Genomic DNA, 24,811 nt, shown 5'->3' with positions numbered 1-24,811 from the left:
GGTCCGATGATCCGCCCCCATCGGAGGCGGGTATATTTACAGATCCTTCACGAGGCGCAGCGCGTCATAAATCGCCGCATGAGTGTTCCTCGCCGACACCGCATCGCCGATGCGGAACAGCCGGAACGCGGCGCCGGGGTTCTGGTCGAGCGCCTGCGCCCGTCCCTCGGTCAGCGCGTCGTAATCCACCTCGCCCAGATTGCGCGAGAGCGGCTTCAGCTCGAAATAGAGATCGTCCAGCGGCCGGGTGCCGTGGTTGACCACCACCTGATCGACCAGACGCTCGCGCCGGACATCGCCGTAGTCGCTGCCCAGCACCGCGCGCAGCCGGTTGCCCTCGCGCGCCACCGAGAGCAGGCGCCATGTGACGGTGAAGGTCGTGTCGCGCTTCTGCAGGTTGCGCATGTAGGGCACGAGGTTCATCGCCATGACCTCCGGCGCGAAGCTCCGGTCGGGGGTCACGATCTCGACCTGCGCGCCGGTGGCCGAGATCAGATCCGCCGCCTGAAGCGCCGCGTGATCGCCCGCGTCGTCGAAGATCAGCACGGACTGCCCCGGCTTCACATCGCCCGACAGGATGTCCCAGGCCGAGCAGACCAGATCGTTGCCGCTCTCCAGCACCTCGACATGCGGCAGCCCGCCGGTGGCCACGATCACCTCGTCGGGCCCGGTCGCCAGCACATCCGCCGCATCGGCGAAGCTGTTGAAGTTGAAGGTGACGCCGTGCTTCTCGCATTGCGCCGTGCGCCAGTCGATGATGGAGATCATCTCGCGCCGCCGTTCGTCCAGCGCCGTCAGGCGGATCTGGCCGCCCGGCCGGTCCGCCGCCTCGAAGACGGTGACGGCATGGCCGCGCTCGGCGGCGACCCGGGCCGCCTCCATCCCCGCCGGACCGGCGCCGACGATGGTGATCCGCTTCTTCGCCTCCGCCGCCGGAATGCTTTGCGGCATCGTCTGCTCGCGACCCGTCGCCGCATTGTGCAGGCAGAAGGCCATGCCGCCCTGATAGATCCGGTCCAGACAGTAGTTGGCGCCGACGCAGGGCCGGATGTCGTCCTCGCGCCCCTCGATGACCTTGCGCACCAGATGCGGGTCGGCCATATGCGCCCGCGTCATCCCCACCATGTCGAGCTTGCCGCTGGCGATGGCGTGGCGTGCGGTCGCGACATCCGGGATGCGCGCGGCGTGGAAGACCGGGAAGTTGGTCGCGGCCCGGATCTCGCCCGCGAAGTCGAGATGCGGCGCGCTGCGCATGCCCTGGATCGGGATCAGGTCGGTGAGACCCGGATCGGTGTCGATATGGCCCTTCACCACGTTCAGGAAATCGACGAGGCCGCTGGCCTTCAGCTTCTGCGAGACCTCCATCCCCTCGGCCTTCGCCATGCCGCCCGGCAGGTCCTGATCGCCGGTGTAGCGCAGGCCGACGATGAACTCGTCGCCGCAGCGCTCGCGGATCGCGCGCAGCACGTCGAAGGTGAAGCGCAGCCGGTTGTCGAGGCTCCCGCCGTAAGGCGCTTCGAGGTCGTTGGTCAGCGGCGACCAGAACTGCTCGAGCAGGTGGCCGTAAGCCTCCAGCTCGATCCCGTCGACGCCTGCCGCCTTCATCCGCTCAGCCGCATCGGCGAAGTCGCCGATGATGCGGGCGATGTCCCAGTCCTCCATCCGCTTCGGGAAGGCGCGGTGCGCGGCCTCACGCTCGTGGCTCGGCGCCACCACCGGCAACCAGTCGGCCTTGTCCCAGCGGGTGCGGCGGCCGAGGTGCGTCAGCTGGATCATCACGGCCGCGCCGTGGTCGTGACACTCGTCCACCAGCTGCTTCATCCAGCCGACCACCTCGTCCTTCCAGACGAGGATGTTGTTGAACACCGGCGGGCTGTCTCTGGCGACCGAGGCCGATCCCGCGGTCATCGTCAGCGCCACGCCCGCCTTCGCCCGCTCCACGTGATAGGCTCGGTACCGCTCCTTCGGCATCCCGTCCTCGGGATAGGCCGGCTCGTGGCTGGTGATCATGATCCGGTTGCGAAGCGTCAGATGCTTGAGCTGATACGGCTGCAGGAGAGGATCGTTCGACATCGCATCTGCCTTTTCGGTGGAGCTTCACACCAATGTCATCGCGCAAAATGTTCACAGGTGTCAATTAAAATGTCGCAGGTGACCAGAGGCCATACATGCTTGAAATCTTGGCGATTGAAACGGGCATGGGAAGGCTCTATCCCCTGAGCATGAAAGCACGCGACAACACAGAGACCGGGTGGCGCGGATCGCGCGAGGGCTGGCTCGAGGCGGGCTATCGCGCGCTGGTCGAAAACGGCGTGGACGCCGTGAAGATTCAGATACTTGCCAAGCAGCTGGGCCTGTCGCGGACCAGCTTCTACTGGTTCTTCCAGGAGCGGGAGGAGCTGCTGGATGCCCTTCTGGAGATGTGGGAGACGCGCACGACCCAGCCGCTGATCGGCTCGGCCGCACAATATGCCGAAACCCGGGCCGAGGCGATGCTGAACGTCCTCAGCTGTTTCCTGTCGGACGGGTTCGATTCGCGGCTGGAATTCGCGGTGCGCAGCTGGGCGCTGCAGAACGCGGCGGTGGCGGCCCGGATCGAGAGCGCCGACGCCGCCCGCCTCGCCGCGCTTCAGGCGATGCTCGTGCGCTGGGGCCACGCCCCCGGCGAGGCCGACGTGCGCGCCCGCACGATCTATCTCGTTCAGATCGGCTATATCTCGATGCAGGCCAACGAGACGATCGAGACCCGCCTGCTGCGCATCCCGACCTATGTCGAGATCTACACCGGCGCCGCCCCCACCGACCGCGAAATGGCCCGTTTCCGCGCCCGGTTTTCCTGAGGGACCAGCCGAACGCGATGGCGGGGCTGCCGCCGTCACCGATCTTCTCGAACCGGTCATCCTGGCCTGCCCGTCGCACCATTGCCCCGCTCAGCGCCCGGATCTGCGGATCGCGACACCTGTGCGGGCTTTGCCGGGGCAAGTCGCTTCAGAGACCGGCATGGCTTGCACGGCAGCGCCCTGATCGGCGCTGCGGGCAAGGTTCCTGGTCACCGGCGCGGGGCGCAGGCCCCGAAGACATGGCCGGCAGCGCCGGCGGGAGCCAGTTCTCTGTCGCGCAGGATCAGGCTTGCCGGACGATCCGGATCGGCGCAGGCATCGGCAAAGCTTCCGCGCAGGTCATCCGCATATTCGATGCCCAGCACCTGCCCCGCCCCGTAGATGTCCGTATAGGCCGCACATTCCCCCCAACGATGACATTCCTCGACCATGGTGAAGCCGAACCCGACCTCGTCCCTGCCCCTTCTGCCCAGCTCCGGGGTGTTCTTCTGGCCCGAAGCCAGCCCAAGGCCGCGCGCCGCGCTGACGAGAAGCGAAGCAAAGGACAGCGCGTCGTCCAGCGACAGTCTCCCTTCCGCCCGCGTATAGCTGTCCAGATTGTCGAACTCGATGGCGTCGAACCCCTTGTCCGCGCAGGCCCTTATCGCAGGCAGGACCAGATCAAGGTTCGCCGCCCTGCCCTCATCAGTCGAGATGTCGAGGAGGAACTCATCAGGCCAGCCCGGATCGGCCAGCGGCGCCCCGCCCGGTCCCGGGACCAGAAGATCGACCGGCCAATCAACCCCCGGCTGGGTCTGGAAGCCATTGACATAGCAGATGCTGAAATAGCCGGGCGCTGGCTGATCGGTACTGTCGCGCACGACGACGGTGACGCCGGCAGGCGGCGGATAGCCGCCCCCGAGTTGGTAGTCGGCCAAGGCCCCGGCAGGCAAAGGACCGCCATGCGCCAGCGAAGGCTGCAGCAGAACGGCAAGGATCACGGTTACGATACGCATGGCGTCCTGTTGTGTACCTGATGGTATCAATAGCGAAAGATGCGCCACCGCATCAGCAATGAAGTTCGTACGCTTTCAGCGCTCAGGTGACCTTGCCAGTTCGGGGTTGTATCCAACCGGCATCCTATTGGCAGCCGTCGTGAGGGCCGTGAACCGACGCACACATTCGGCTGCGCTCCGTTCGAGCGGAAGCCAAGGCGGGAGCAGGAGACCGGCAAGCGCCATTCTGACGAAACGATTGCAGCGCCTGACGACGCACCCAGGCGGCCGCCTGATGGCTTTTCACATCGGTCGTGGCAGGTGCAGTCGCCAAGCGCCGGACCGCCTCCGTCCCGATCGCAGTGCGTCATCTGAAACGACGCACTGCCGAGCCCTCTCTGCTGCCGCTCTGGCTCAGCTCTTTCTAGACGTCGAAGTTGCTGGGCAGCACGATCATGTCGCGGATGGTCACGTTGCGCGGGCGCGTCAGCATGTACATGAGCGCGTCGGCAACCTCGACCGGTTCCATCAGTGCGCCGGCGTCCTTCATGCGCTGCAGCCGGTCCGGCTCCCAATCGGCCAGCAGGGCCGAGATCACCGGGCCCGGCGAGACCTGCCCGACGCGGACGCCCTGGCCCATCAGCTGGCGGCGCATGGTTTGGACGAAGCAGGTCACCGCCCATTTCGAGGCGGAATAGACCGGCTCGACATGGATCGGCGCATGGCCGGCGATGGAGCTGGTGACGATGATGTCGCCCGAGCCGCGCGCGGTCATATGCGGCGCGACCGCGTGGACGTTCTTCATCACCGCATTCACGTTCAGGTTCAGCATCCGGTCGATGGCGGCGGGATTGGTATCGACCAGATCGCCGCCGATATAGCTGCCCGCGTTGCAGATGAGGATGTCGATCTGGCCGACCTTCTCCAGGATCTCGGGCACCATCGCATTGCAGCTGTCGGCGTCCAGCAGGTCGGTCACCTGCGCCACGGCGTTCGGACCCAGCTCGCTGGTCAGACCGGCCAATGCGTCGGCATTGCGGTCCACCAGCACCACGCGGGCGCCCGCCGCCAGCAGAGCGCGCGTGGCCGCCAGCCCGATGCCCGAGGCGGCCCCGGTGATAGCGGCAACCTTGCCATGCAGATCTTGCGACATCGTATTCTCCTTGGGTGTATGTATCGTCAGACGGCCAGGAAGCCGCCGTCGAGGGGCAGGGCCGCCCCGGTGATCATGGCCGCATCGTCCGACAGCAGCAGCGCGATGGCGCGGGCGACATCTTCGGCCTCGGCGAAGCGGCCCATCGGGTGGCGGGCCATCATCGGGTCGCGCCGGGTCGGTTCGCTCCAGGCGGCGGCTGCCAGTTCGGTGAGGGTGACGGTCGGGGCGATGGCCACGGCGCGGATGCCGTGCGGGCCCAGCTCGCGCGCCATGACCCGGGTTGCGCCTTCCAGCCCGGCCTTGGAGGCCGCATAGACGACATGGTCGGGAAAGCCGCGATGGCCCGCGATGCTGGTCACGTTGACGATGGCGCCGCCACCGCCCGCCGCGATCCGGGCGCGCGCGAATTCCTGCGCGCAGATCAGAGCGCTGCGCAGGTTGATGCCCATCACGGCGTCATAGCCAGCGTCGGACATGTCCAGCAGGCTTTCCAGCACGTTGGTGCCGGCGCAATTCACCAGAAAATCGCAGGTTCCCGCCTGCGCCATCGCGGCCCGCGCGGCTGCCGGATCGGAGAGATCGGCAACGATGGCCTCGGCTGCCGGCAGGCTGTCCAGATCGGATTGCGTGCGGCTGATGGCGACGACGCGCGCGCCGCGTTCGGCCAGCAGAATGGCGGTCGCCCGACCGATGCCCTTGCCTGCGCCGGTGATGATGACGGATTTACCCGTGAACGGCATCTTGGTCTCCTTTCAATGCGGCGTCCACCACGCCTCGCAGGTCACGCGCGGTGGCCTGGAGCGTCAGGAACGCCTGATAGCGTGCGGCGTGCAGCGCCCGACTGTCGGGCGCGGGATGATGCGTGGTCTGCACGCTCGACATGGCGGGCATCGCCGCTTCCAGATCGGAGAAGATGCCACCGGCCACGGCGCCCAGCATGGCGGCCCCCAGCAGGACGGGCTCTTCGCTGCTCGCGGCGTCCACGGGCAAGCCGGTTGCGTCGGCCAGCAGCTGTCGGATCAGCGGATGGCGCCCGGCGCCGCCGCTGATGGCGATCCGCCGGACCTCGGCGCCATGCGCGGCCTGCGTCGCGATGATCTGGCGCAGGCCATACCCCAACCCGCAGATCCCCGCGACATACAGCGCCACCAGGGACGGCAGGCCCGTCTCCATCCCCTGCCCGCTGAGGATGGCGCGGGCCTGCGGTTCGGCGAAGGGGGCGCGGTTGCCGAGGAACTCCGGCACGACATGCAGGTGGGCTGCCTCCCGCACGGTCTCGGGGCTTGCCTGGTCTGCCAGCCATTCCGGCAAGGACAGGCCCTGCGCCTGCGCCAGTGCGACAGCCTGATCATGCGCCGGATGCAGCCGCAGCAGATGGTCGATGGCCGCGCCCGCCACCGATTGCCCGCCCTCGTTCAGCCACATGCCGGGCATCATCGCCGAGAAATACGGCCCCCAGACGCCGGGCACGAAGGCCGCTTCGCGTGTCGTCGTCATGGTGCAGGACGAGGTGCCGAAGACATAGCCGAGCGTCGCCACCGGCTCGCCAGCGGCGGCCACAGTGCCCACGCCTCCCGCATGCGCGTCGATCAACCCGGCGCCGACGGCGATGCCGGAGGGCAGGCCCATGGCGCACGCGGCGTCCGGGGACAGGCCCTGCTGCAAGGGGGTCGCGGGAGGAACGACCTCCGTGCCGATGCGGGCGAAGCCCTCCTCCGCCAGAACGCCCAGCCCGATCGCGCGGAAGTAGTCGGCGTCCCAGCGGGCCTCATGCGCAAGATAGGTCCATTTGCAGGTCACGGTGCAGGTGGATCGCGCCGTGCTGCCCGTGGCCTTCCAGGTCAGGAAATCGGTCAGGTCGAAGAAGTGCCGGGCCGCGGCAAAGACCTCCGGGCGGTTCTCTTGGAGCCAGAGCAGCTTGGGCGTCTCCATCTCCGGGGAGATGCGGCCACCGACATAGCGCAGCACCGCGTGGCCGCCCGCGTTGATCCGTGCAGCCTGATCCACGGCGCGGTGGTCCATCCAGACGATGATGTCGCGCTCTGGGTGGTCCGGATCGCCGACGCCCAGGGGCGCATCGCCCACCACGACCAGCGAACAGGTCGCATCGAACCCGATGCCCGCGACGCTGGCCGGGTCGATCCCCGCCTGCGCCAGCGCCTTGCGCGTCGCCGCGCAGACCGCATCCCAGACCTGCGCGCTGGACTGCTCGGCGATGCGCCCGTCGGGGCGGTGCATGGCGATGTCGCATTTCCCCGTGCCGAGCAGCGCGCCCCGCGCGTCGAAGACGCCTGCGCGGGCCGATCCGGTGCCGACATCGATGCCGATGACGTGACGATCCATCAGCGCCACTCACGCCCGATGTAGATCGCCAGCAGGATGATCAGGCCCTTGATGACGTCCTGCAGATAGGGGTTGATGCCCATCAGGTTCAGGCCGTTGTTCAGGATGCCCAAGAGCACCGCCCCGATCAGCGTGCCGAGGATCAGCCCGCGTCCGCCGGCAATGGCCGTCCCGCCCAGCACGACGGCGGCAATGGCGTCCAGCTCGAAACCCACGCCCGCATTGGGCTGGCCGCTCATGAGACGGCCGGTCAGCACGATGGCCGCCAGGGAGGCCGTCAGCCCCGAGATTGCATAGACCGCCAGCTTCACCTGCCGCGTGCGCACGCCGGACAGGCGGGCCGCGGTCTCGTTGCCGCCGATGGCATAGACATGGCGACCGAAGGACGTGCCCTGAAGCAGCACCCAGGCCAGCGCATAGACGATGATCATGATGATGACCGGCACCGGGATGATGCCGATGCGGCCCACGCCGAACCACGACACCCAGCCCGGCAGCCCGCTGATCGGATAGCCGCCCGAATAGATCAGCCCCAGACCGCGGGCGATGCCCATCGTCGCCAGCGTCACGATGATCGCGGGCATCTTGCCCCAGGCCACCAGCGCGCCGTTGAACAGGCCCAGGCCGACCCCGACCAGCAGAGCGGCGGCGATGCCGAGACCGCCGTGCAGGCCCATGTTCACCATCACGCCGGCCGCGGCCGTCCCAGCCAGGGCCATGACCGCGCCGACCGACAGGTCGATGCCGCCGGTCAGGATGACGAAAGTCATGCCTACCGCCAGAATGCCCACGACCGACACTTGCCGCAGCACGTTCAGGACGTTGTCAACGGTGAAGAAATTGTCGCTGGCGAAGGTCATCAGGACCGATACGACGATCAGGCCGACCAGCGGCAGCGCCAGCGGCGAATGCAGCAGCCAGTCGAGGGCGCGATGCCTTGCGGTGCTTGCGACAGTGGCGTCATGCGACATGGTGAACCTTCCCCGTGGTGGCGTGTGTCATGATCTGTTCGGAGGTGATCGCGCTGCCCTCGACCGTCGCGACGATTCCGCCGGAGCGGAAGACGCAGACGCGATCGGCCATGCCGATGATTTCAGGCAGCTCGGACGAGATCATGATGATGGCGTATCCCTGCGCGGTGAAGTCGCGCATCAGTTGATAGATTTCGGCCTTGGCGCCGACATCGATGCCCCGCGTGGGCTCGTCGAAGATCAGCACGCGCATGTCGTGGTTCAGCCAGCGGGCGATCACGACCTTCTGCTGGTTGCCGCCCGACAGCGTGTCGACGCGGGCGCGCGGCCCCTGCGCCTTGACGCGGACCTGATCCATCGCCGTCTGCGTGCAGGCCAGTTCCTTCTTGAAGTCGATGAACCAGTGGCCCCGCTGGTACTTGCCGTAATTGTTCAGGGACACGTTCTGCAGGATGGAGAAGGCGGTGATCAGCCCCTGATCCTTGCGGCTCTCGGGCAAGAGGCCGATGCCATGCGCCAGCCCGTCTGCAGCGTCGCGCAGGCGTCTTTCGGCTCCGTCGACGCGAACCGTGCAGCGCGCCGCCGCATATTCGCCGAGGATCGACAGCACCGTCTCGGTGCGGCCCGATCCGACCAGACCGGCGAAGCCCAGGATCTCGCCCGCGCGCAGCTGGAAGGAGGATACCGGGCCGCCGCGACGCAGCTGCACCTCCACGGCCTCGAGCACGATGCGGGCGGCGGGCTCCAGAGTGGGCTTGGGGGGAAAGCTGTTCTCGATCCGCCGACCGACCATCATCTCGACCAACTGGTCGACGGTCACGTCAGCCACATCGGTGCTGCCGACATACTGGCCGTCGCGCAGCACGGTGATCCGGTCGCAGATCTCGAAGATCTCGTCCAGGTGGTGCGAGATGAAGACGATCGCCACGCCGGAGGCGCGCAACTCGCGCATGACCTTGAACAGGTGTTCGGTTTCCGACGGGGTGAGGGTCGCGGTCGGCTCATCCAGCACGAGGATGCGCGCCTCCAGCGACAGGGCCTTGGCGATCTCCACGAATTGCTGTTCGGCGACCGACAGCCGGGCGATCGGCACGTCCAGCGGCAGATCGACTTCCAGCTTCTTCAGGATCGCCTGCGCCCGGGTGCGCATCGCCTTGCGGTCCAGCAGGCCGAAAGCGTTGCGCTTCTCCCGCCCCAGGAACATGTTCTCGACCGCGTTCAAGCCGGGGATCAGGCTGAATTCCTGAAAGACGATACCGATGCCGGCTGCAATCGCCGCGTCATAGGTCGGAAAATGCCGGGGCTGCCCGTCGATCAGGATCTGCCCCTCGCTAGGCTGAATGATGCCGCTGACGATCTTCATCAGGGTCGATTTGCCCGCACCGTTCTCGCCCAGCAGGGCGTGAACCTCGCCGGCGCGGACCTGCAGATCGACGCCATGCAGGACCTCGATCCGGCCGAAGCTTTTGCGTATTCCCCTGAGTTCCAGCATCACGTCTCCCCTGTGGCTGGCCGCGCCCCGCAAAGGGGCGCGGCCGGGTTCTTACCAGCTGAAGTCAGCGGCGTTTTCGGCGTCAACGGTGCGCACGTCGATCGGCACCTCGGTGGGAACCACGCGGGCGCCCCAGTATTGCGCCAGCGCCATGCCGAGACCCACGCGAACCTGGTCGCGCGGGAATTGCGCGGTGGTCTGGATGAAGGCCGTGCCGTCGGCGATGGCCTTCACCGCCTCGGGAGCGCCGTCGACCGAGGTCAGCTTGATGTCGCGCCCCGAGCCCTGGATGGCCGCCAGCGCGCCCATGGCGCCGCCGTCGTTGACCGAGAAGATGCCGGCCAGGTTCGGATGCGACTGGATCATGTTCTCGACCACGCCGAGAGCGACCGAGCGGTCCTGACGACCGTTCTGCGTGTCGACCAGGGTGATGCCCTCATGTTCCGCGAGGGCTGCCTTGCAGCCTTCGACGCGCTGCAGGATCGGCACGACCGGGATGCCGTCCAGGATCGCGACCTCGCCCTTGCCCTCCAAGGCCTCCGCCATGTAGGCGCAGGACTGGTAGCCTGCATCCCGGTTCTTCGACCCGACGAAGGTGTCGACCGGGCCGTTGGCATTGGCGTCGACCGCCACCACGATCACGCCCTGATCCTTGGCCATGCGCACCGCGGATTCCACACCGGCGCTGTCGGTCGGGTTCAGCAACAGGATGTCGATGCCCTGCTGCAGCATGTCCTCGACGTCGGAGATCTGCTTGGCCACGTCATGGCCCGCATCGGTCACGATCACCCGGGCGCCGATCTGCGCGGCGGCCTCGTTCAGGGCCTCCTGCATGGAGACGAAATAGGGGTTGTTCATCTCCTGGAACGTCATGCCGATGGTCAGCTGATCGTCCTGGGCTGCGGCCATGCCGCCCGTTGCGGCCAACGCCAAAGCAGCGACGGATGCGGTCTTGAGCAAGGTCTTCATGTTAGTCCTCCCGTTGAGTTGTGCAGTCGGTAGTCCCCCTCCGGTCGCAGGCCGAAGAGCCTGCGGGGTCGAAGGGTATGGGGTGGGGCGCCGATCCTAGCCAGCCATGCGGATCGTCTGGTTGGCGGCGAAGGTCGCGCGGAACTCCGATGGCGCCATCTTCTTCAGCTTGAGGAAATGGCGGTTGAAGTTCGACAGGTTCGAGAACCCGACGTCGAAGCAGATGTCGGCGACCTTGGCCTCAGGGTCCGACAGCAGCATGTGGCAGGCAAGGTCGATCCGCATCTGGTTGCGGTAGCGCACCAGCGTCGTGCCGGTATGGCGCTTGAAGGATCGCGAAAATGCGCTCTGGCTCTGCCCGGTCAGGTCGGCCAGCTCGGTTTCGCTGACCGGCTCGAGCAGGTTTTCACGCAGATGCCCGAGAGCGCGGTTCATGTCCGAGTCGCCCGAGCGCTGCAGATCCAGCACGAAGCTGAGGCTCGCCAGGGTCTGCGACTTCGGCGCGTTCGCCAGAAGGTCCAAGATCTGGAAGAACAGCCCCAGCCTGCGCACCCCCCGAGCCTCGATCAGCAGGCTCATGAGCGGCCGCACGGCGCGGGACGTCACATCATCGAACAGGATGCCCCGGCGGCTGCGCTCCAGCAGGCTCCGGACGCCCTCCATCTCGGGGAAGGCGCAGGCCCGGTCGACGAAGCTCTCGGGGAACTGGATGACCTCGGTGCGACAGGGCACGATCTCGCCGGGACTGATGTCGCTGATCCAGTTCTGCGGCAGGTTCGGGCCGGTCATGATCAACTGGCCGGGACCGAAGTCGCCGACGTGATCGCCGATGTAGAACTTGCCGGAGGTCGCAACGACCAGGTGGATCTCGTATTCGGGGTGGAAATGCCAGCGCACGGTCCGGAAGGGATAGCCGTGCTTCCAGGCCGCGAAGGACTCGCCCTTGCGTATATGAACCAGCTCCAGATCAGGCTGCATATCCTCCCCCTTTCCGCGCCAGCACGGGTCGTCAAGACGACGCCGGCTCCTCCAGGCACTGCCCTACAATTAACATGGATCAGCGGGTGCAGCCACGACGGCACGGGAAAAGTTCTGATACTTTTTTGACGCCGGACGCGTGATATTCATCAACGGCCAGCACCGGCCCGCCGTCAACACGAAGCCAGATTGCTGCCATGCAGCATAGCAGGCTGAAGCTCCGCGGGGAATGACGGAAAAGGCCGCATCCGAAGCGGATGCGGCCTTCCATAATCAGCCCAGTGCGGGCCTATACTTTTCGCTCACCCGCGATCAGCTCTCGGGCATCTCGATCTGGATCTTGACGTCGGTGTCCCGCGCCTCGACGGCGCGATCGAATGCCGCGATGCTGTCTGCAAACGGCAGCGTGGCGGAGATCAGCGGCTTCAGATCCACCTTGCCCGCCGCGATCAGCGCGATCGCCCGGTCGTACATGTTGGCGTAGCGGAAAACGGTTTCGATCCGCAGCTCCTTCGCCTGAAGCCCGACGATATCGACCGGGACCGGATCGACCGGCATGCCGACCAGAACCACCGCGCCGCCCGGACGGGCCAGCTGGGGCAGACCCAGAATGGCAGGCGCCGCGCCCGAGCATTCGAACACCACATCCGCTCCCCAGCCGCCCGTCGCATCGGCGATGGCCGTCGCGGCGGAGGTATTGCGGATGTTGATCGTCTCAATCCCCGGATAGGCGCCGATGATGTCGAGCTTGGGCTGCGCCAGGTCCGACACGAAGACCTTCGCGCAGCCCCCGGCCAGCGCCGCAAGCGCGGTCATCATCCCGATGGGGCCGGCCCCGGTCACAAGCGCGATGTCGCCCGGCTGGATGCGGGCGCGGGAGGCGGCCTGCATGCCGATGGCAAAGGGCTCGACCATGGCCCCTTCGGCAAAGGACACGGACTCGGGCAGCACATAGGTGAATGCCGCCGGATGGACGACCTCAGGCGTCAGACAGCCATGGATCGGCGGGGTCGCCCAGAACCGCACCGAGGGATCGACGTTGTAGATCCCCAGCTTGGAGGCGCGGGACGTCGGATCCGGTATGCCGGGCTCCATGCAGACGCGGTCGCCGACCTTCAGATGGGTCACGTCACGACCGACCGCGATGACGACACCCGAGGCCTCATGGCCCAACACCATCGGCTGCTCCACCACGAAGGGGCCGATCTTGCCGTGGGTGTAATAATGGACATCCGATCCGCATATTCCCACGGTCCTGACCGCGATACGGACGTCCGTCGCGGTCAGCTCCGGGACCGCATCGATGGAGCGAAGCGCCAAGCAGCCCTTCTTCTCCAGTACCAGTGACATTGCCATGATGGTTCCTCGACCCGACATTCCCAACAGATCACGATCAACACGCCGCAATGGGCAATGTAAATCCCTTGCCGCAGGCACATCGAAAAATTCCCCGGGAGCAGAAAAAACATACCACTTCTGATCGCCATCCTGCGCAGCGTCCTGCAGGGGGATGCCGCGACATTCCCGCTTCCCGCACGGCAGTTCCCTGCGGTGTTTTGTCAGCGGAACATCGACCGACGCGGGTTCTCCAGCAGCCTGCTGAAGAGGTCTGCGGGCTGAGGCCCCGATCCGAGGCGGTGGGCGCACTCCTGCATGCGCCCCTCGCCCCCTCCCAAAGCCACAACGCCTTACCAGTCCAGCGTCTTCGCCAGCGAGATGTGGAACGACCGGCCGGTCGCGTTGTCCTGCACCAGATTGTTGCGGTAGGTCGCGTCGAACAGGTTGTCGATGCCCGCGTTCAGGGAGAAGCCGCCGAAGGCGCCGTCCTCGGGCGTCCAGGTCAGGAAGACGTCATGCGTGTCGTAGCTGCCTGCGCTGGTCGCCGCCGAGGAGGTGGTGATTGCGTCGAAATAGCTCGCCCGCCAGGCAAGGGTCAGGTTCCGCGCCGGAAGCTTGCGGCCAAGGGTGATGGCCACATTCTCTGCGGGCGTGTCGGCCAAGGTCAGGCCGGTCTCGCCGTCGCGCGAATGGACATTGGAATAGGCCAGCTGCGCGAACCACGCCTCGGCGTCATAGGCGGCCTCCAGTTCCGCCCCCCAGATCTCGGCTTCATCGACGTTGGAGTAATAGGCCACCGATCCCGGCGTGCCGACCGGCACGATGGGGCGGTCGGTCGTGGCGATCAGGTTGGTCACATCGTTGCGGAAGGCGGTCGCCTTCAGCTTCAGGCTGTCGTCGCCGGAAATCAGCCCGTCGCGCTGGAAGGTGAAGCCGAGCTCGATGGTCTCGGCCTCCTCCTTCTCCAGATCGAGGCTGGCGGTGCGCGGCACGGCGATCAGACCGGGGCCGCGGGAAGCCGGGCCTTCGGTGGAATAGAGCTCGTCCAGCGTCGGCATCCGCTCGGTCCGCGCCAGCGATCCGAAGATCGACCAGCTGTCGTCGATCCGGTACATCGCCGCCAGCTTCGGCGAGACAGAGGTCTCCGACTGGTTCCTGCCTCCGGCGGCCGCCGCCGCGTCGCTCGGGGTGATGTCGCCCATGTCGATGCGCAGGCCGGGGATCAGCGTCAGCCGGTTGTTCCAGGTGAACTCGCCCTGCGCATAGAGGCCCAGCCGCCGGTCCGTGCCCTCGGGGTGGAAGGCCAGCGCGCCCTGCGACGAGGTGGCGACGCGTTCCTGCTCCGACAGTTGCAGGCCGGTGGTCACGTAATTCTCCCAGACGCCGCTGCTGAGGTCGGAGGTGTTCTCGAGCTTCACCCCCTTGGTGCGATAGGCGAAATCCGACTCGCACAGCACCTGGGTCTGCCCCGGGGCGCAGAGGAAGCCGAAGGAGAAGTCGTCCTTCTTCACCTCGGTATCGGTCCAGAACGCCGTCGCGGTGATATCGAGCAGCGGATTGGCGGCGAAGCCGTGCCGATAGGTCAGGGTGAACGTGTCGTCGAGCGTGTGGAGATCAGCGGTGCCGAAGCCCGCCGCCGCCGCCCCGCCGGTCTGCGCGACGATGGTGTCGTCGAGATCGCTGTCGCTGCGCGAGACCGACAGGCTCAACGACTGCTCGCCCTCGTCGCCGAAGCTGAAGCTGCCCTTGGCGAGCCCCGACCAGCGGTCATAGGCGGTGCCGGCGATGTCGGTGCCGTCGCCGTCCTGCTGGTCCTGCCCGGTAGACCAGTTCAACGCACCGAGGAGTTCGGCGTTCTCGGTCGGTCGGGTGGCATAGATCACCCCTGCCCGCTTGCCGTTGCCGTTGCTGTCGTAGCCGGTCTTGAACCGGAGCGCCGTGGTCTTGCCCGGGGCGAGGAAATCCGACGCGTCCTTGGTGGTGAAGTTCACCGCGCCGCCGATGGCGCCCGAGCCGTAGAGCGTCGAGGAGGCGGGGCCGCGCAGCACCTCGACCCGCTTGAACAGCTCCAGATCGCCGAAGAACGACCCCATGCGGTATTGCTCGAAGAACTTCGGCGCGCCGTCCACCGTGACGGCGATGCGGGCTTCGCTGGCGGTCTGTTCGGTGTTGCCGATGCCGCGGATGTTGAAGGCCTGACCCGCAATGCGCGCCGAGGCGCCGGCTGCCTGCACCCCGGGAACCGAGGCGAAGAGGTCGCCGATGGTCAGCGGCTGCTCGCGGTCGAGGTCTTCCTGCTCGATCACGGTGACGGCCTGCGGCGTGTCGATAGCGACGCGCTCGGTCCCGGCGCCGAAGATGAGACGGGCAAGCAGGGTGATGGGGCCCTCGCCCTCCTGCGCCGCGGCAGGGCCGGCGCAGGCGAGGATCACGGCGGTGGACAGGAAGAGGCGCGCGCGGGGCGCGGGGAGAAGACCAGTGGACATGCGGAACCCTTGGGCAGGAGCACGGGCGCTGGCAGTCTCGCTGGCGATGCGGTTGAGGCTTGATCGACGATGCGGAAGGCGATACTTAACCTGACAGATAGAGTCAACAATCTCCGTGCTTCCGCACAACGCCGCCAGCCGGGGCCCTCGCCCGCAGCGCCAGTCACGCGTCTTTAATCCCCCGGGTCGCACCGACCCGCCGTGAAAGGACCGACCATGGCCGAGCGTTTCAGCCCCTCCCATATCCGGGCGCTCCGCGCCGAAGACCCCAAGGCCCGGCCCCGCGATTTCGCCGAAGCGCGGGGCCTGACCGAGGCCGATCTGGTCGCGGCCCATGTCGGCCATGGCGCGACGGCCATCGTCTCGGAGCCCGACCGGCTGATGCCGCTGATCGGCGATCTGGGCGACGTGCTGGCGCTGACCCGCAACGATCATTGCGTCCACGAGCGGCGCGGGACCTACAGCGACTTCCACAGCGGCGGCCACGCCGCGATGGTGCTGGGGGCGGAGATCGACCTGCGCATTTTCCCCGCCCACTGGCGCCACGCCTTCGCGCTGGAAGAGGGCGACAGGCGCAGCCTGCAGATCTTCGACGCGCAGGGCGACGCGGTGCACAAGGTGCATCTGACGCCGGAGTCGGATGTGACCGCCTTTGGGCGGCTGGTCGCGGCGCTTGCGCTTCCCGAACAGCAGGAGGATCTGCGGCTGTCGCCCCGCCTGCCTGTGGAGCCCGCAAAGGCCGATCCGGCCCGCGCGTCGCAGCTGCGGCAGGAGTGGGAGGCGATGACCGACACGCATCAGTTCCTGAAGCTGACCCGCAAGCTGAAGATGAACCGGCTCGGCGCCTATCGCATCGTCGGCGCGCCACACGCCCGGCTGCTTGCCCCGGAGGCGGTGACCCGGGTGCTGGAGGCGGCGGCGGCGCAGGCCGTGCCGCTGATGATCTTCGTCGGCAATCTGGGCTGCATCCAGATCCACGGCGGGCCCATCGAACGGATCGTGCCGATGGGGCCCTGGATCAACGTGATGGACCCGCGCTTCAACCTGCATCTGCGCGCCGACCGGATCGCCGAGGTCTGGGCGGTGGCCAAGCCGACCCAGCGCGGGATGGCGATCAGCGTCGAGGCTTTCGATGCGGCGGGCGGGTTGATCCTGCAGATCTTCGGTCAGCGCACCGAGGCCGGGCTGGATAACTGGAACGGGCTCGTCGCGGGGCTGGCCGCGTTGCAGGCCGTGCCGGCATGATCCGCGCGCTGATGCTTGCGGCGCTGCTGCCGTTTCCGGCCCTGTCGGCCGAGCGGGTCGTCGTGCTGGGCGGCTCGGTCGCCGAGATCGTCGCGGCCCTTGGCCGAACCGGCTCACTGGTCGCGCGCGACTCCACCTCCACCTTCCCGCCCGAGGTGACGGCCCTGCCCGATGTCGGCTATGTCCGGGCGCTGTCGGCGGAAGGCGTGCTGTCGGTCGCGCCGGATCTGATCTTGGCCGAGCAAGGCGCCGGTCCGCGCGAGGCGGTGGCCGTGCTGCAGGCGGCGGGCGTCGACTATGTGACCGTGCCCGAGAACCACACGCCGGCGGGTGTGCTGGACAAGATCAGGGTGGTCGCCGCGGCGCTGGACGAGGAGGACGCGGGCGAAGCGCTGGCGCAGCGCGTGGCCGAGGGGCTGGCGAGCGCCGAGGCCCGGGCGGCCAGTGTCCCGCAGCGCAAGCGGGTGCTCTTCATCCTGTCGCTGACCGGCGGGCGGGTCACGGCGGGCGCGGCGGAGACCGCGGCGGAGGGCATCCTCGAACTGGCGGGGGCCATCAACGCGGCGGAAGGCTTTTCCGGCTACAAGCAGATGACCGACGAGGCGGTGCTGGCGGCGGCGCCCGATGCGATCCTGATGATGGACCGTGAGGGCGACCGCAGCGTCACCGATGCGCAGATCACCGCCCACCCGGCGCTGTCGGCGACGCCTGCCGTGAAGACGGGCGACATCCTCCGCATGGACGGGCTGTTGATGCTCGGCTTCGGCCCGCGCACACCCGAGGCCGCGGCGCAGCTTCATGCCGCCCTCTATGGCGCGCGCTGAGATGACCGGGGGTCTTCTCACCCGCCACGCCCCTGCCGGCGACCGCAGCGGGCGGGCGACCACTACGCTCGGCCTGCTCCTGCTGCTCGTTGCGGCGATGTCGATACTGTCGATCGGCAGCGGCGCCTCCGGGGTGTCGCTGCCGCATGTGCTGCAGGATCTGCTGCGCGGGCAGGAGATCGAGGCGCGTGACCGGCTGATCCTCTGGGGCATCCGGCTGCCGCGGCTGGCGATGGGGCTTCTGGTGGGGGCGGCGCTCGCCGTGTCGGGCGTGCTGATGCAGGGGCTGTTCCGCAACCCGCTGGCCGATCCGGGCATCGTCGGTGTCGGCTCCGGCGCCGGGCTGGGCGCGGCGCTGGCCATCGTGCTGGGGCCGTGGCTGCCGGCCGTCCTGCCGACGCTCTGGCTGGTGCCGCTCGCGGCCTTCGCGGGCGGATGGGCGATGACGGTGCTGCTCTACCGCACGGCGACGCGAGGGGGACAGACCTCGGTCGCGACCATGCTGCTGGGCGGGCTGGCCTTCGGCGCGCTGGCTGAGGCGGCGCGGGGCCTCCTGACCTATCTTGCCGATGACCAGCAACTGCGCGATCTGACCTTCTGGTCGATGGGCTCGCTGGCCGGGGCCAGCTGGCGGAAGGTCGGCGCGGCGCTGCCCCTGATCCTGCCGGTGCTGCTTCTGGCGCCGCTGATGGCGCGGGGGCTGAACGCGCTGGCGCTTGGCGAGGCCGCGGCGCGGCATCTGGGCATCCCGGTGCAGCGGGTGAAGCGGCTGGCCGTGCTGGGCGTCGCCTCGGCCACTGGCGCGTCGGTGGCGATGGCGGGCGGGATCGGCTTCATCGGCATCGTCGTGCCGCATCTGTTGCGGCTGGCGACCGGGCCGGACCACCGCTTCCTGTTGCCGAACGCGGCGCTGCTCGGGGCGGCGCTGCTGGTGGGCGCGGATGTGGTGGCGCGGCTGATCGTGGCCCCCGCCGAAATGCCGATCGGCATCCTGACGGCGGTGATCGGCGCGCCGGTCTTCCTGTGGATCCTGCTGCGACAGGGCTACGGGCTGGATCTGCAATGATCGAGACCCGGGATTTCTGCGTCTCATTGGGCCGCCGCCCGGTGCTGCACGACATCCGCCTCCTCGCCCCAGCCGGAGAGCTGACGGCCATCGTCGGCCCGAACGGGTCGGGCAAGACCACCCTGCTGCGGGCGCTGGCGGGCGATCTGCCCTATGCCGGAAGCGCCACGCTGGACGGGCAGGAGATCGCCGGGATCCCCGTAGCCGAGCTGGCGCTGCGCCGGGGCGTGTTGCAGCAGGCGACCAGCCTGTCCTTTCCCTTCACGGTTCTGGAGGTCGTCCGGCTGGGACTCCTGCGCAGGGAAGACGCTTCGCTGGCGCATCAAGCGCTGCGGCAGGTCGATCTGGAGGGCTATGCCGGGCGGCTCTATCAGGAACTGTCCGGCGGGGAGCAGCAGCGGGTGCATCTCGCCCGGATGCTTGCCCAGGTCGGCGCGCCCGCGGGCCCCGAAGGCCAGCGCTGGCTCTTCCTCGACGAGCCGGTCTCGAGCCTCGACATCGGCCATCAGCTGCAGGTCATGCAGCTGGCGCAGGGCTTCGCCGCCTCTGGCGGCGGGGTGCTGGCCGTGATGCACGACCTGAACCTGACGGCGATGTTCGCGCAGCAGGTGGTGCTGATGTCGCGCGGGCGGGTGGCGGGCGCAGGGAGTCCGGCGCAGGTGTTCGACGACGGGCTGCTGTCGCAGGTCTACGGCCTGCCGCTGCGAGTGAACACGGCGCCGCGCGACCTGCCCTATGTGCTGCCGCAGACGGCGTTGACGTTTTCGGACCGGTAGCGGCGAGCTCACCCACTGCCGGCGGCCGCCCTCCCCCCGGCATGCGGCGGGACGAGGTGCAGACCCGGCACGGGCGACATGGCGGCGCTGCAGCGCAACCTTGCCCGGATGCGGGCTTTTGTCGATGAGCGCGGGCTGTGCCTGCGCCCCGATGCCAAGGCCCCTCGGCCAGTCTCGTGCGGCGGCAGATCGAGACCGACTTCAGGGGCGGCGGCGTCTGGCCATGGACCGGCCATGCAGCCCCTGCATACCCGGTCTGCCGATCCCGCCTGACGCGGCATCCCCGGTTGTGGTCGGCGCGCGGCGCTTCCACAGTCGCGCGACTGCGGAGGATTCTAGAGGAGGATGAGTGTGACCATCAATGCAGACGAGCGCATCCGGCATCCGGGACTGCGGCAGCGGGTGGTTTCGGCGGAGGCGGCGGCGGCCCATATCCGTGACGGCATGGTGGTTGGGATGAGCGGCTTCACCCGGGCGGGCGAAGCCAAGGCGGTGCCGATGGCGCTGGCCGAACGGGCGAAGACCGAGCCGCTGAAGATCACGCTGATGACCGGGGCGAGCCTCGGCAACGATCTCGACAAGACGCTGGCCGAGGCGCATGTGCTGTCGCGACGCATCCCGTTCCAGTCCGATCCGGCGCTGCGCCGCGCGATCAACGCCGGCGAGGTGATGTTCATCGACCAACACCTGTCGGAGACGGTGGAGCAACTGCGCACCCGGCAGATCCCGGCGGTGGATGTGGCGGTGATCGAGGCCGTGGCGATCACCGAGACCGGCGGCATCGTGCCCACCACCTCGGTCGGCAACTCGGCCAGTTTCGCCATCCTCGCCGAGAAGGTGATCGTCGAGATCAACCTGAACCAGCCTGCCGGGCTGGAGGGCCTGCACGACATCTACATCCCGACCTACCGGCCGAACCGGATGCCGATTCCCGTGGTGACCCCGGAAAGCCGGATCGGCCTGCCGTTCATCCCGATCCCGCCGGAGAAGATCGCCGCCATCGTGGTGACGGAAAAGCTCGACAGCTCCTCCACCATCCTCGATCCCGATGCCGACACCCGGGCCATCGCCGGGCATCTGAGCGAGTTCCTGCTGCACGAGGTGGCGCAGGGCCGGCTGGACCACACGCTGCAACCCTTGCAGGCCGGGATCGGCACCATCGCCAATGCGGTGCTGCACGGTTTTCTCGACACGCCGTTCCACGGGCTGAAGATGTATTCCGAGGTGCTGCAGGATTCGACCTTCGACCTGATCGATTCCGGCAAGATGACCTTCGCCTCGGGCTCGTCGATCACCCTGTCGGCGGAGAAGTACCGGCAGGTGCTGCCACGGCTGGCGGAGTACAAGCCGAAGCTGATCCTGCGGCCGCAGGAGATCTCGAACCATCCGGAAGTGGTGCGGCGGCTCGGCCTCATCTGCATCAACACGGCGCTGGAGTTCGACATCTACGGCAACGTGAACTCGACGCATGTTATGGGCACGAACATGATGAACGGCATCGGAGGATCGGGCGACTTCGCCCGCAACGCCTATCTGTCGGTCTTCGTGACGAAATCGGTGGCCAAGCACGGGCATGTCTCGTCGGTGGTGCCGATGGTGAGCCATGTCGACCATACCGAGCATGACGTGGATATCCTGGTGACCGAGATCGGCCTCGCCGACCTGCGCGGCCTCGCTCCGCGCGAGCGGGCTGCGGTGATCATCGCCAACTGCGTTCACCCGCAGTATCGCGACGCCTTGCAGGATTACTACCAGCGCGCCGTGCAGCGCGGTGGCCACACCCCGCATGTGCTGGAAGAAGCGCTATCTTGGCACATCCGCCTGCGGGAAACCGGCCGGATGGATTGAGGCGCGCGCCGTCAGGCGCAGTTTCGTCGCGGCGTCCGACAGAGGTCGCCAGAGAATGCCGAACCCCGGGAGATCGGCGCCCTCCCGGGGTCTCGCCCCGCCGCCGGATCGCCGCCAGCACCTCATAGCCGTCCTGCCCCGGCAGCTTGATGTCCAGAACCACGAGATCGGGGGGCAGGCGCTGGTGATGGGCGAGCCCGGTCGAGCCATCGCGGGCGCAGATCACCCGGAACCCCTCGCGGGCGAAGTAGGTCTGCGGCGACGTCATCCGCGCGGCGCGGAATGACCTGCATCGCAGCGCCATCGATGATGCGGTTGCCGATCGGGTCGCCGAGGCCTACGTCGCGGCGGCGCGCCTCGCCCTGATCGGAGACCACGACGACCTGCCCCGCACCGTCTCAGTGGCGCAGGACGGCATCCTCGGGCAGGAGCAGGGCGTCGGGCACGACGCCGCGCGCCAGCCGGGTGCGGACGAACATGCCGGGCAGCAGCTCACTTGACCCCGCGCGGAACAAGAAAGGCAAAGAGGCCGACGCGTGCTGGGTGTCCTCGCCTTCGGGGCGCCCCTCGCTTTCCCCCGGGGCGAGGCCGCCGATGCGCTCACCCCGCGGTCCAGCCCCCGTCCAGCATCAGGGCGCTGCCCGTCATCAGCGCGGAGGCGTCGGAGGCCAGGAAGACCGCCGCCCCGATGATGTCATCCGCCACGCCGAGCCGGCCGAGCTTGATCTTGGAGAGCACCTCGTCGCGGAAGGCGGGGTCGGCGAAATAGGGTCGCGTCAGCGGGGTGTCGATGAAGGTCGGGCAGATCGTGTTGACGCGGATGCCGCGCGGGCCGAGCTCGATCGCCGCGGCCTTGGTGAAGCCCTCCAGCCCCCATTTCGAGGCGCAGTAGAGCGAGCGGTTCGCGGCGCCGACATGGCCCATCTGGCTGGACATGTTGATGACCGACCCGGCAAGGCCCTCGGCCAGCATCCGGCCGGTCACCGCCTTGACCACGAAGATGGCGGCGCGCAGGTTCAGCCCCAGGATCAGGTCGCAGTCCTCCGGGGTGATCTCCGACAGCGGCCGGGGGCGGTTGGTGCCGGCGTTGTTCACCAGGACGTGGAAGGCCGGGCGCGCCTCGATCTGCGCGGCGAAGCCCGCGATATCGGTGACATCCGCCACCAGGGCCTCCGCCGCCAGCCCGCGGCCGCGCAGCTCGTCCACCGCCGCCGTCAGCTCGTCGGCGCTGCGGGCGCAGAGCGTCACCTCGGCGCCACGCTCGGCATAGGCCCGGGCGATCGCGAGGCCGATGCCGCGCCCCGCGCCGGTGACCAGAGCCCGCTTGCCGTCGAGCCGGAACAGACTGTCGCTCATTCCGCCGCCCCTCCGTATGGCAGGTTGCGCCCGCCGTAGCGGCGCACCCGGATGTTGCATTGCTCGGCATGGCCGACGAAGCCTTCCAGCAGGCACAGGCGCGAACCATAGGCGCCGATCGAGGCCGCGGCCTCGTCCGTGGTGATCCGCTGGTAGCTGTGGGTCTTGAGGAACTTGCCGACCCAGAGCCCGCCGGTGTAGCGCCCGGCCCGCTTCGTCGGCAGCGTGTGGTTGGTGCCGATCACCTTGTCGCCATTGGCGACATTGGTCCGCGCCCCGAGGAACAGCGCGCCGTAGGAGTGCATGTTCTGCAGATACCAGTCGTCCCGGTCGGTCATCACCTGCATATGCTCGCTGGCGATGTCGTTGGCGACCGCCAGCATCTCGTCATGCGTGTCGCAGAGGATCACCTCGCCGTAATCCTCCCAGCTGCGCCGCGCCGTCTCGGCGGTGGGCAGGATCCGCAGCAGGCGCTCGATCTCGGCCAGCGTTCCCTCGGCGAGGGCGCGGCTGTTGGTGACGAGCACCGCCGGGGAGTTGTAGCCGTGCTCGGCCTGGCCCAGCAGGTCGGTAGCGCAGAGCTCGGCGTCGACGGTGTCGTCGGCGATCACCATCGTCTCGGTGGGGCCTGCGAAGAGGTCGATGCCGACCCGCCCGTAGAGCTGCCGCTTGGCCTCGGCGACGAAGGCGTTGCCGGGGCCGACCAGCATGTCGACCGGGCTGATCGTCTCGGTGCCGAGCGCCATCGCCCCGACGGCCTGGATGCCGCCGAGGACGTAGATCTCGTGCGCGCCCGCCATGTGGATCGCCGCGATCACCGCGGGGTTCGGCTCGCCGCGGAACGGCGGGGTGGCGGCGATGATGCGCGGCACGCCGGCGACCTCCGCCGTCAGCACCGACATATGCGCCGAGGCGACCATCGGGAACTTGCCGCCGGGCACGTAGCAGCCCACCGACTGGACCGGCAGGTTGCGATGGCCGAGGATCACGCCCGGCAGCGTCTCGATCTCGATGTCCTGCATCGAGGCGCGCTGCGCTTCTGCGAAGCGGCGGACCTGGGCCTGGGCGAAGCGGATGTCCTCCAGGTCGCGCGGCGCCACGCGGGCGATCAGCGCCTGGATCTCGTCTTCCGACAGGCGGAAGCTGTCGGTTGTGTAGTTGTCGAAGCGGGCGGCCATCTCGCGCACGGCCGCGTCGCCGCGCGCCTCGATCTCGGCCAGGGCGCGCTCGACGCTGCCGCGGACCTCGGCGTCGACGTCGGAGCGGGCAGAGGCGGGCATGCCGGTCTTCAGGTGCTGGACGGACATGGATACTCCTTCTGGGGAAACTGGGTCGCGGGAGGGCGATGGGGCGGGCGTAGCGTCACCCCAGCATCCCGGTGTCGCCGCAGACGGAAAGCGCCTGGCCCGAGATGGTGCGCCCGCGCGGGCTGGCGAGGAACAGGATCTGGTCCGCGATCTGCTGCGGGGTCACGTAGTCGCGGATCGAGGTGTAGGAGAAGGCCTCGGTCTCGGCCTGGGCGAAGCTGATGCCGCGCGCCTGGGCCCGCGCTTCGAGCACGCGGCGCTGCCGGTCGCCCGCCACCAGCCCCGGCAGGACGGCGTTCACCCGGATGCGGTCGGGCCCGAGCTCGATCGCCATGGATTTCGTCAACCCCACCACACCCCATTTCGCGGCGGCATAGGGGCTGCGCAGCCGGAAGCCCAGCCGTCCCGCCAGCGACGAGATGTTGGCGATCGAGGCATTGCCGCTGTCGCGCAGGAAGGGCACGGCGCGGCCGATGGTGACGAACTGGCTGGTCAGGCAGACCGACAGGCAGCGCTCGATGTCGGCCACGTCCAGCTCCTCGATCCGGCCGGTCGGACCGGCGATGCCGGCGTTGTTGACGAGGCAGTCGAGCCCACCCATCCGCCGGGCCATGCCCTCCACGAAGCCGCCGAGCGCCGCGTGGTCGGCGACATCGACGACCTCGGAAGCCACCCCGGGCGGCAGCGAGGCCAGCGCCTCGCCGTCGATATCGCAGGTGGCCACCGTGGCGCCGGCCTCGAGGAAGGCGTCGACGATGGCGCGGCCGATGCCCCCTGCCCCGGCGGTGACGATGACGCGCGCTCCGGCGAGTTGCAGATCCATCAGGTATTCCTTTTCGTCA

General features: G+C 68.2%; 21 protein-coding genes and 1 pseudogene. 6 read left to right on the top strand and 16 right to left on the bottom strand.

Annotated elements, in window-relative coordinates; genetic code table 11:
- Window positions 1–36: 36 nt before the first annotated feature.
- Window positions 37–2,073 carry an N-methyl-L-proline N-demethylase HpbA gene (gene hpbA / locus C5F48_RS03265; RefSeq protein WP_107662468.1) on the bottom strand — a complete coding sequence of 679 codons (2,037 nt, stop codon included), beginning with the start codon at window positions 2,071–2,073 and terminating at the stop codon, window positions 37–39.
- Window positions 2,074–2,222: 149 nt separating this feature from the next.
- Between hpbA and C5F48_RS03260 the strand changes: the two genes are divergently transcribed.
- Entirely contained in the window at window positions 2,223–2,840 is a 618-nt protein-coding gene (locus C5F48_RS03260; protein WP_107662485.1) for a TetR/AcrR family transcriptional regulator, read from the top strand.
- 209 nt (window positions 2,841–3,049) lie between these two features.
- On the opposite strand, the gene C5F48_RS03255 is transcribed toward C5F48_RS03260, so the two are convergent.
- The 10 genes from C5F48_RS03255 to C5F48_RS03210 all read right to left on the bottom strand — a co-directional run bounded on the left by C5F48_RS03255 (window position 3,050) and on the right by C5F48_RS03210 (window position 15,547).
- Window positions 3,050–3,883, bottom strand: coding sequence for an endo alpha-1,4 polygalactosaminidase (locus tag C5F48_RS03255; protein WP_211314666.1), 834 nt, complete (start codon window positions 3,881–3,883; stop codon window positions 3,050–3,052).
- A 355-nt stretch (window positions 3,884–4,238) separates the two neighbouring features.
- Window positions 4,239–4,967: an SDR family oxidoreductase gene (locus C5F48_RS03250; protein WP_107662466.1), complete on the bottom strand. Its 729-nt coding sequence runs from the start codon at window positions 4,965–4,967 to the stop codon at window positions 4,239–4,241.
- Window positions 4,968–4,993: 26 nt separating this feature from the next.
- Window positions 4,994–5,710, bottom strand: a complete 717-nt coding sequence (locus C5F48_RS03245) for an SDR family oxidoreductase (RefSeq protein WP_107662465.1) — start codon at window positions 5,708–5,710, stop codon at window positions 4,994–4,996.
- Window positions 5,694–7,313: an FGGY-family carbohydrate kinase gene (locus C5F48_RS03240; protein WP_107662484.1), complete on the bottom strand. Its 1,620-nt coding sequence runs from the start codon at window positions 7,311–7,313 to the stop codon at window positions 5,694–5,696. Before C5F48_RS03240 ends, C5F48_RS03245 begins: the two co-directional genes overlap by 17 nt.
- Complete coding sequence (locus C5F48_RS03235; protein ID WP_107662464.1) at window positions 7,313–8,284, bottom strand: ABC transporter permease; 972 nt, start codon at window positions 8,282–8,284, stop codon at window positions 7,313–7,315. Before C5F48_RS03235 ends, C5F48_RS03240 begins: the two co-directional genes overlap by 1 nt.
- Entirely contained in the window at window positions 8,274–9,776 is a 1,503-nt protein-coding gene (locus C5F48_RS03230) for a sugar ABC transporter ATP-binding protein (protein WP_107662463.1), read from the bottom strand. The genes C5F48_RS03235 and C5F48_RS03230 overlap by 11 nt, the downstream gene beginning before the upstream one ends.
- 51 nt (window positions 9,777–9,827) lie before the next feature.
- A complete protein-coding gene (locus C5F48_RS03225; RefSeq protein ID WP_107662462.1) occupies window positions 9,828–10,745 on the bottom strand; it encodes an ABC transporter substrate-binding protein in 918 nt (305 codons plus the stop codon).
- Window positions 10,746–10,841: 96 nt separating this feature from the next.
- Entirely contained in the window at window positions 10,842–11,723 is an 882-nt protein-coding gene (locus C5F48_RS03220; RefSeq protein WP_107662461.1) for an AraC family transcriptional regulator, read from the bottom strand.
- Window positions 11,724–12,035: 312 nt separating this feature from the next.
- The gene (locus tag C5F48_RS03215) at window positions 12,036–13,079 is read right to left on the bottom strand and encodes an NAD(P)-dependent alcohol dehydrogenase (RefSeq protein ID WP_107662460.1); all 1,044 of its coding nucleotides are present in this window, start codon (window positions 13,077–13,079) and stop codon (window positions 12,036–12,038) included.
- Window positions 13,080–13,411: 332 nt separating this feature from the next.
- Window positions 13,412–15,547 (bottom strand): TonB-dependent receptor domain-containing protein, encoded by a 2,136-nt coding sequence (locus C5F48_RS03210; protein WP_170139718.1) that lies wholly within the window; start codon window positions 15,545–15,547, stop codon window positions 13,412–13,414.
- Window positions 15,548–15,763: 216 nt separating this feature from the next.
- Here C5F48_RS03210 and C5F48_RS03205 point away from each other — a divergent pair, with 216 nt between their 5' ends.
- The 5 genes from C5F48_RS03205 to scpC all read left to right on the top strand — a co-directional run bounded on the left by C5F48_RS03205 (window position 15,764) and on the right by scpC (window position 21,306).
- Window positions 15,764–16,792 (top strand): hemin-degrading factor, encoded by a 1,029-nt coding sequence (locus tag C5F48_RS03205; RefSeq protein WP_107662482.1) that lies wholly within the window; start codon window positions 15,764–15,766, stop codon window positions 16,790–16,792.
- Window positions 16,789–17,616: a heme/hemin ABC transporter substrate-binding protein gene (locus C5F48_RS03200; protein ID WP_245941492.1), complete on the top strand. Its 828-nt coding sequence runs from the start codon at window positions 16,789–16,791 to the stop codon at window positions 17,614–17,616. The genes C5F48_RS03205 and C5F48_RS03200 overlap by 4 nt, the downstream gene beginning before the upstream one ends.
- Before the next feature lies 1 nt (window position 17,617).
- Window positions 17,618–18,682 (top strand): FecCD family ABC transporter permease, encoded by a 1,065-nt coding sequence (locus C5F48_RS03195; RefSeq protein ID WP_107662481.1) that lies wholly within the window; start codon window positions 17,618–17,620, stop codon window positions 18,680–18,682.
- A complete protein-coding gene (locus tag C5F48_RS03190; protein ID WP_107662458.1) occupies window positions 18,679–19,458 on the top strand; it encodes a heme ABC transporter ATP-binding protein in 780 nt (259 codons plus the stop codon). Before C5F48_RS03195 ends, C5F48_RS03190 begins: the two co-directional genes overlap by 4 nt.
- A gap of 351 nt (window positions 19,459–19,809) precedes the next feature.
- Window positions 19,810–21,306, top strand: coding sequence for a succinyl-CoA:acetate CoA-transferase ScpC (scpC, locus tag C5F48_RS03185; RefSeq protein WP_245941493.1), 1,497 nt, complete (start codon window positions 19,810–19,812; stop codon window positions 21,304–21,306).
- Window positions 21,307–21,409: 103 nt separating this feature from the next.
- On the opposite strand, the pseudogene C5F48_RS03180 reads toward scpC, so the two are convergent.
- From C5F48_RS03180 to C5F48_RS03165, 5 genes and pseudogenes are all read right to left on the bottom strand, one after another.
- Window positions 21,410–21,574, bottom strand: a pseudogene (locus tag C5F48_RS03180) (response regulator); the annotation flags it as partial.
- Between the two features lie 130 nt (window positions 21,575–21,704).
- Window positions 21,705–21,830 carry a hypothetical protein gene (locus tag C5F48_RS25965; protein ID WP_258186481.1) on the bottom strand — a complete coding sequence of 42 codons (126 nt, stop codon included), beginning with the start codon at window positions 21,828–21,830 and terminating at the stop codon, window positions 21,705–21,707.
- Window positions 21,831–21,906: 76 nt separating this feature from the next.
- Window positions 21,907–22,662, bottom strand: coding sequence for an SDR family NAD(P)-dependent oxidoreductase (locus C5F48_RS03175; RefSeq protein ID WP_107662456.1), 756 nt, complete (start codon window positions 22,660–22,662; stop codon window positions 21,907–21,909).
- Complete coding sequence (gene hisD / locus C5F48_RS03170) at window positions 22,659–23,969, bottom strand: histidinol dehydrogenase (protein WP_107662455.1); 1,311 nt, start codon at window positions 23,967–23,969, stop codon at window positions 22,659–22,661. The genes C5F48_RS03175 and hisD overlap by 4 nt, the downstream gene beginning before the upstream one ends.
- 55 nt (window positions 23,970–24,024) lie before the next feature.
- Window positions 24,025–24,792, bottom strand: coding sequence for an SDR family oxidoreductase (locus C5F48_RS03165; protein WP_107662454.1), 768 nt, complete (start codon window positions 24,790–24,792; stop codon window positions 24,025–24,027).
- Window positions 24,793–24,811 lie beyond the last annotated feature (19 nt).

Origin of the sequence: Cereibacter changlensis JA139, from assembly GCF_003034985.1 — a bacterium.
GTDB lineage: Bacteria > Pseudomonadota > Alphaproteobacteria > Rhodobacterales > Rhodobacteraceae > Cereibacter > Cereibacter changlensis.
This window is presented reverse-complemented; position numbering and strand designations above follow the sequence as displayed.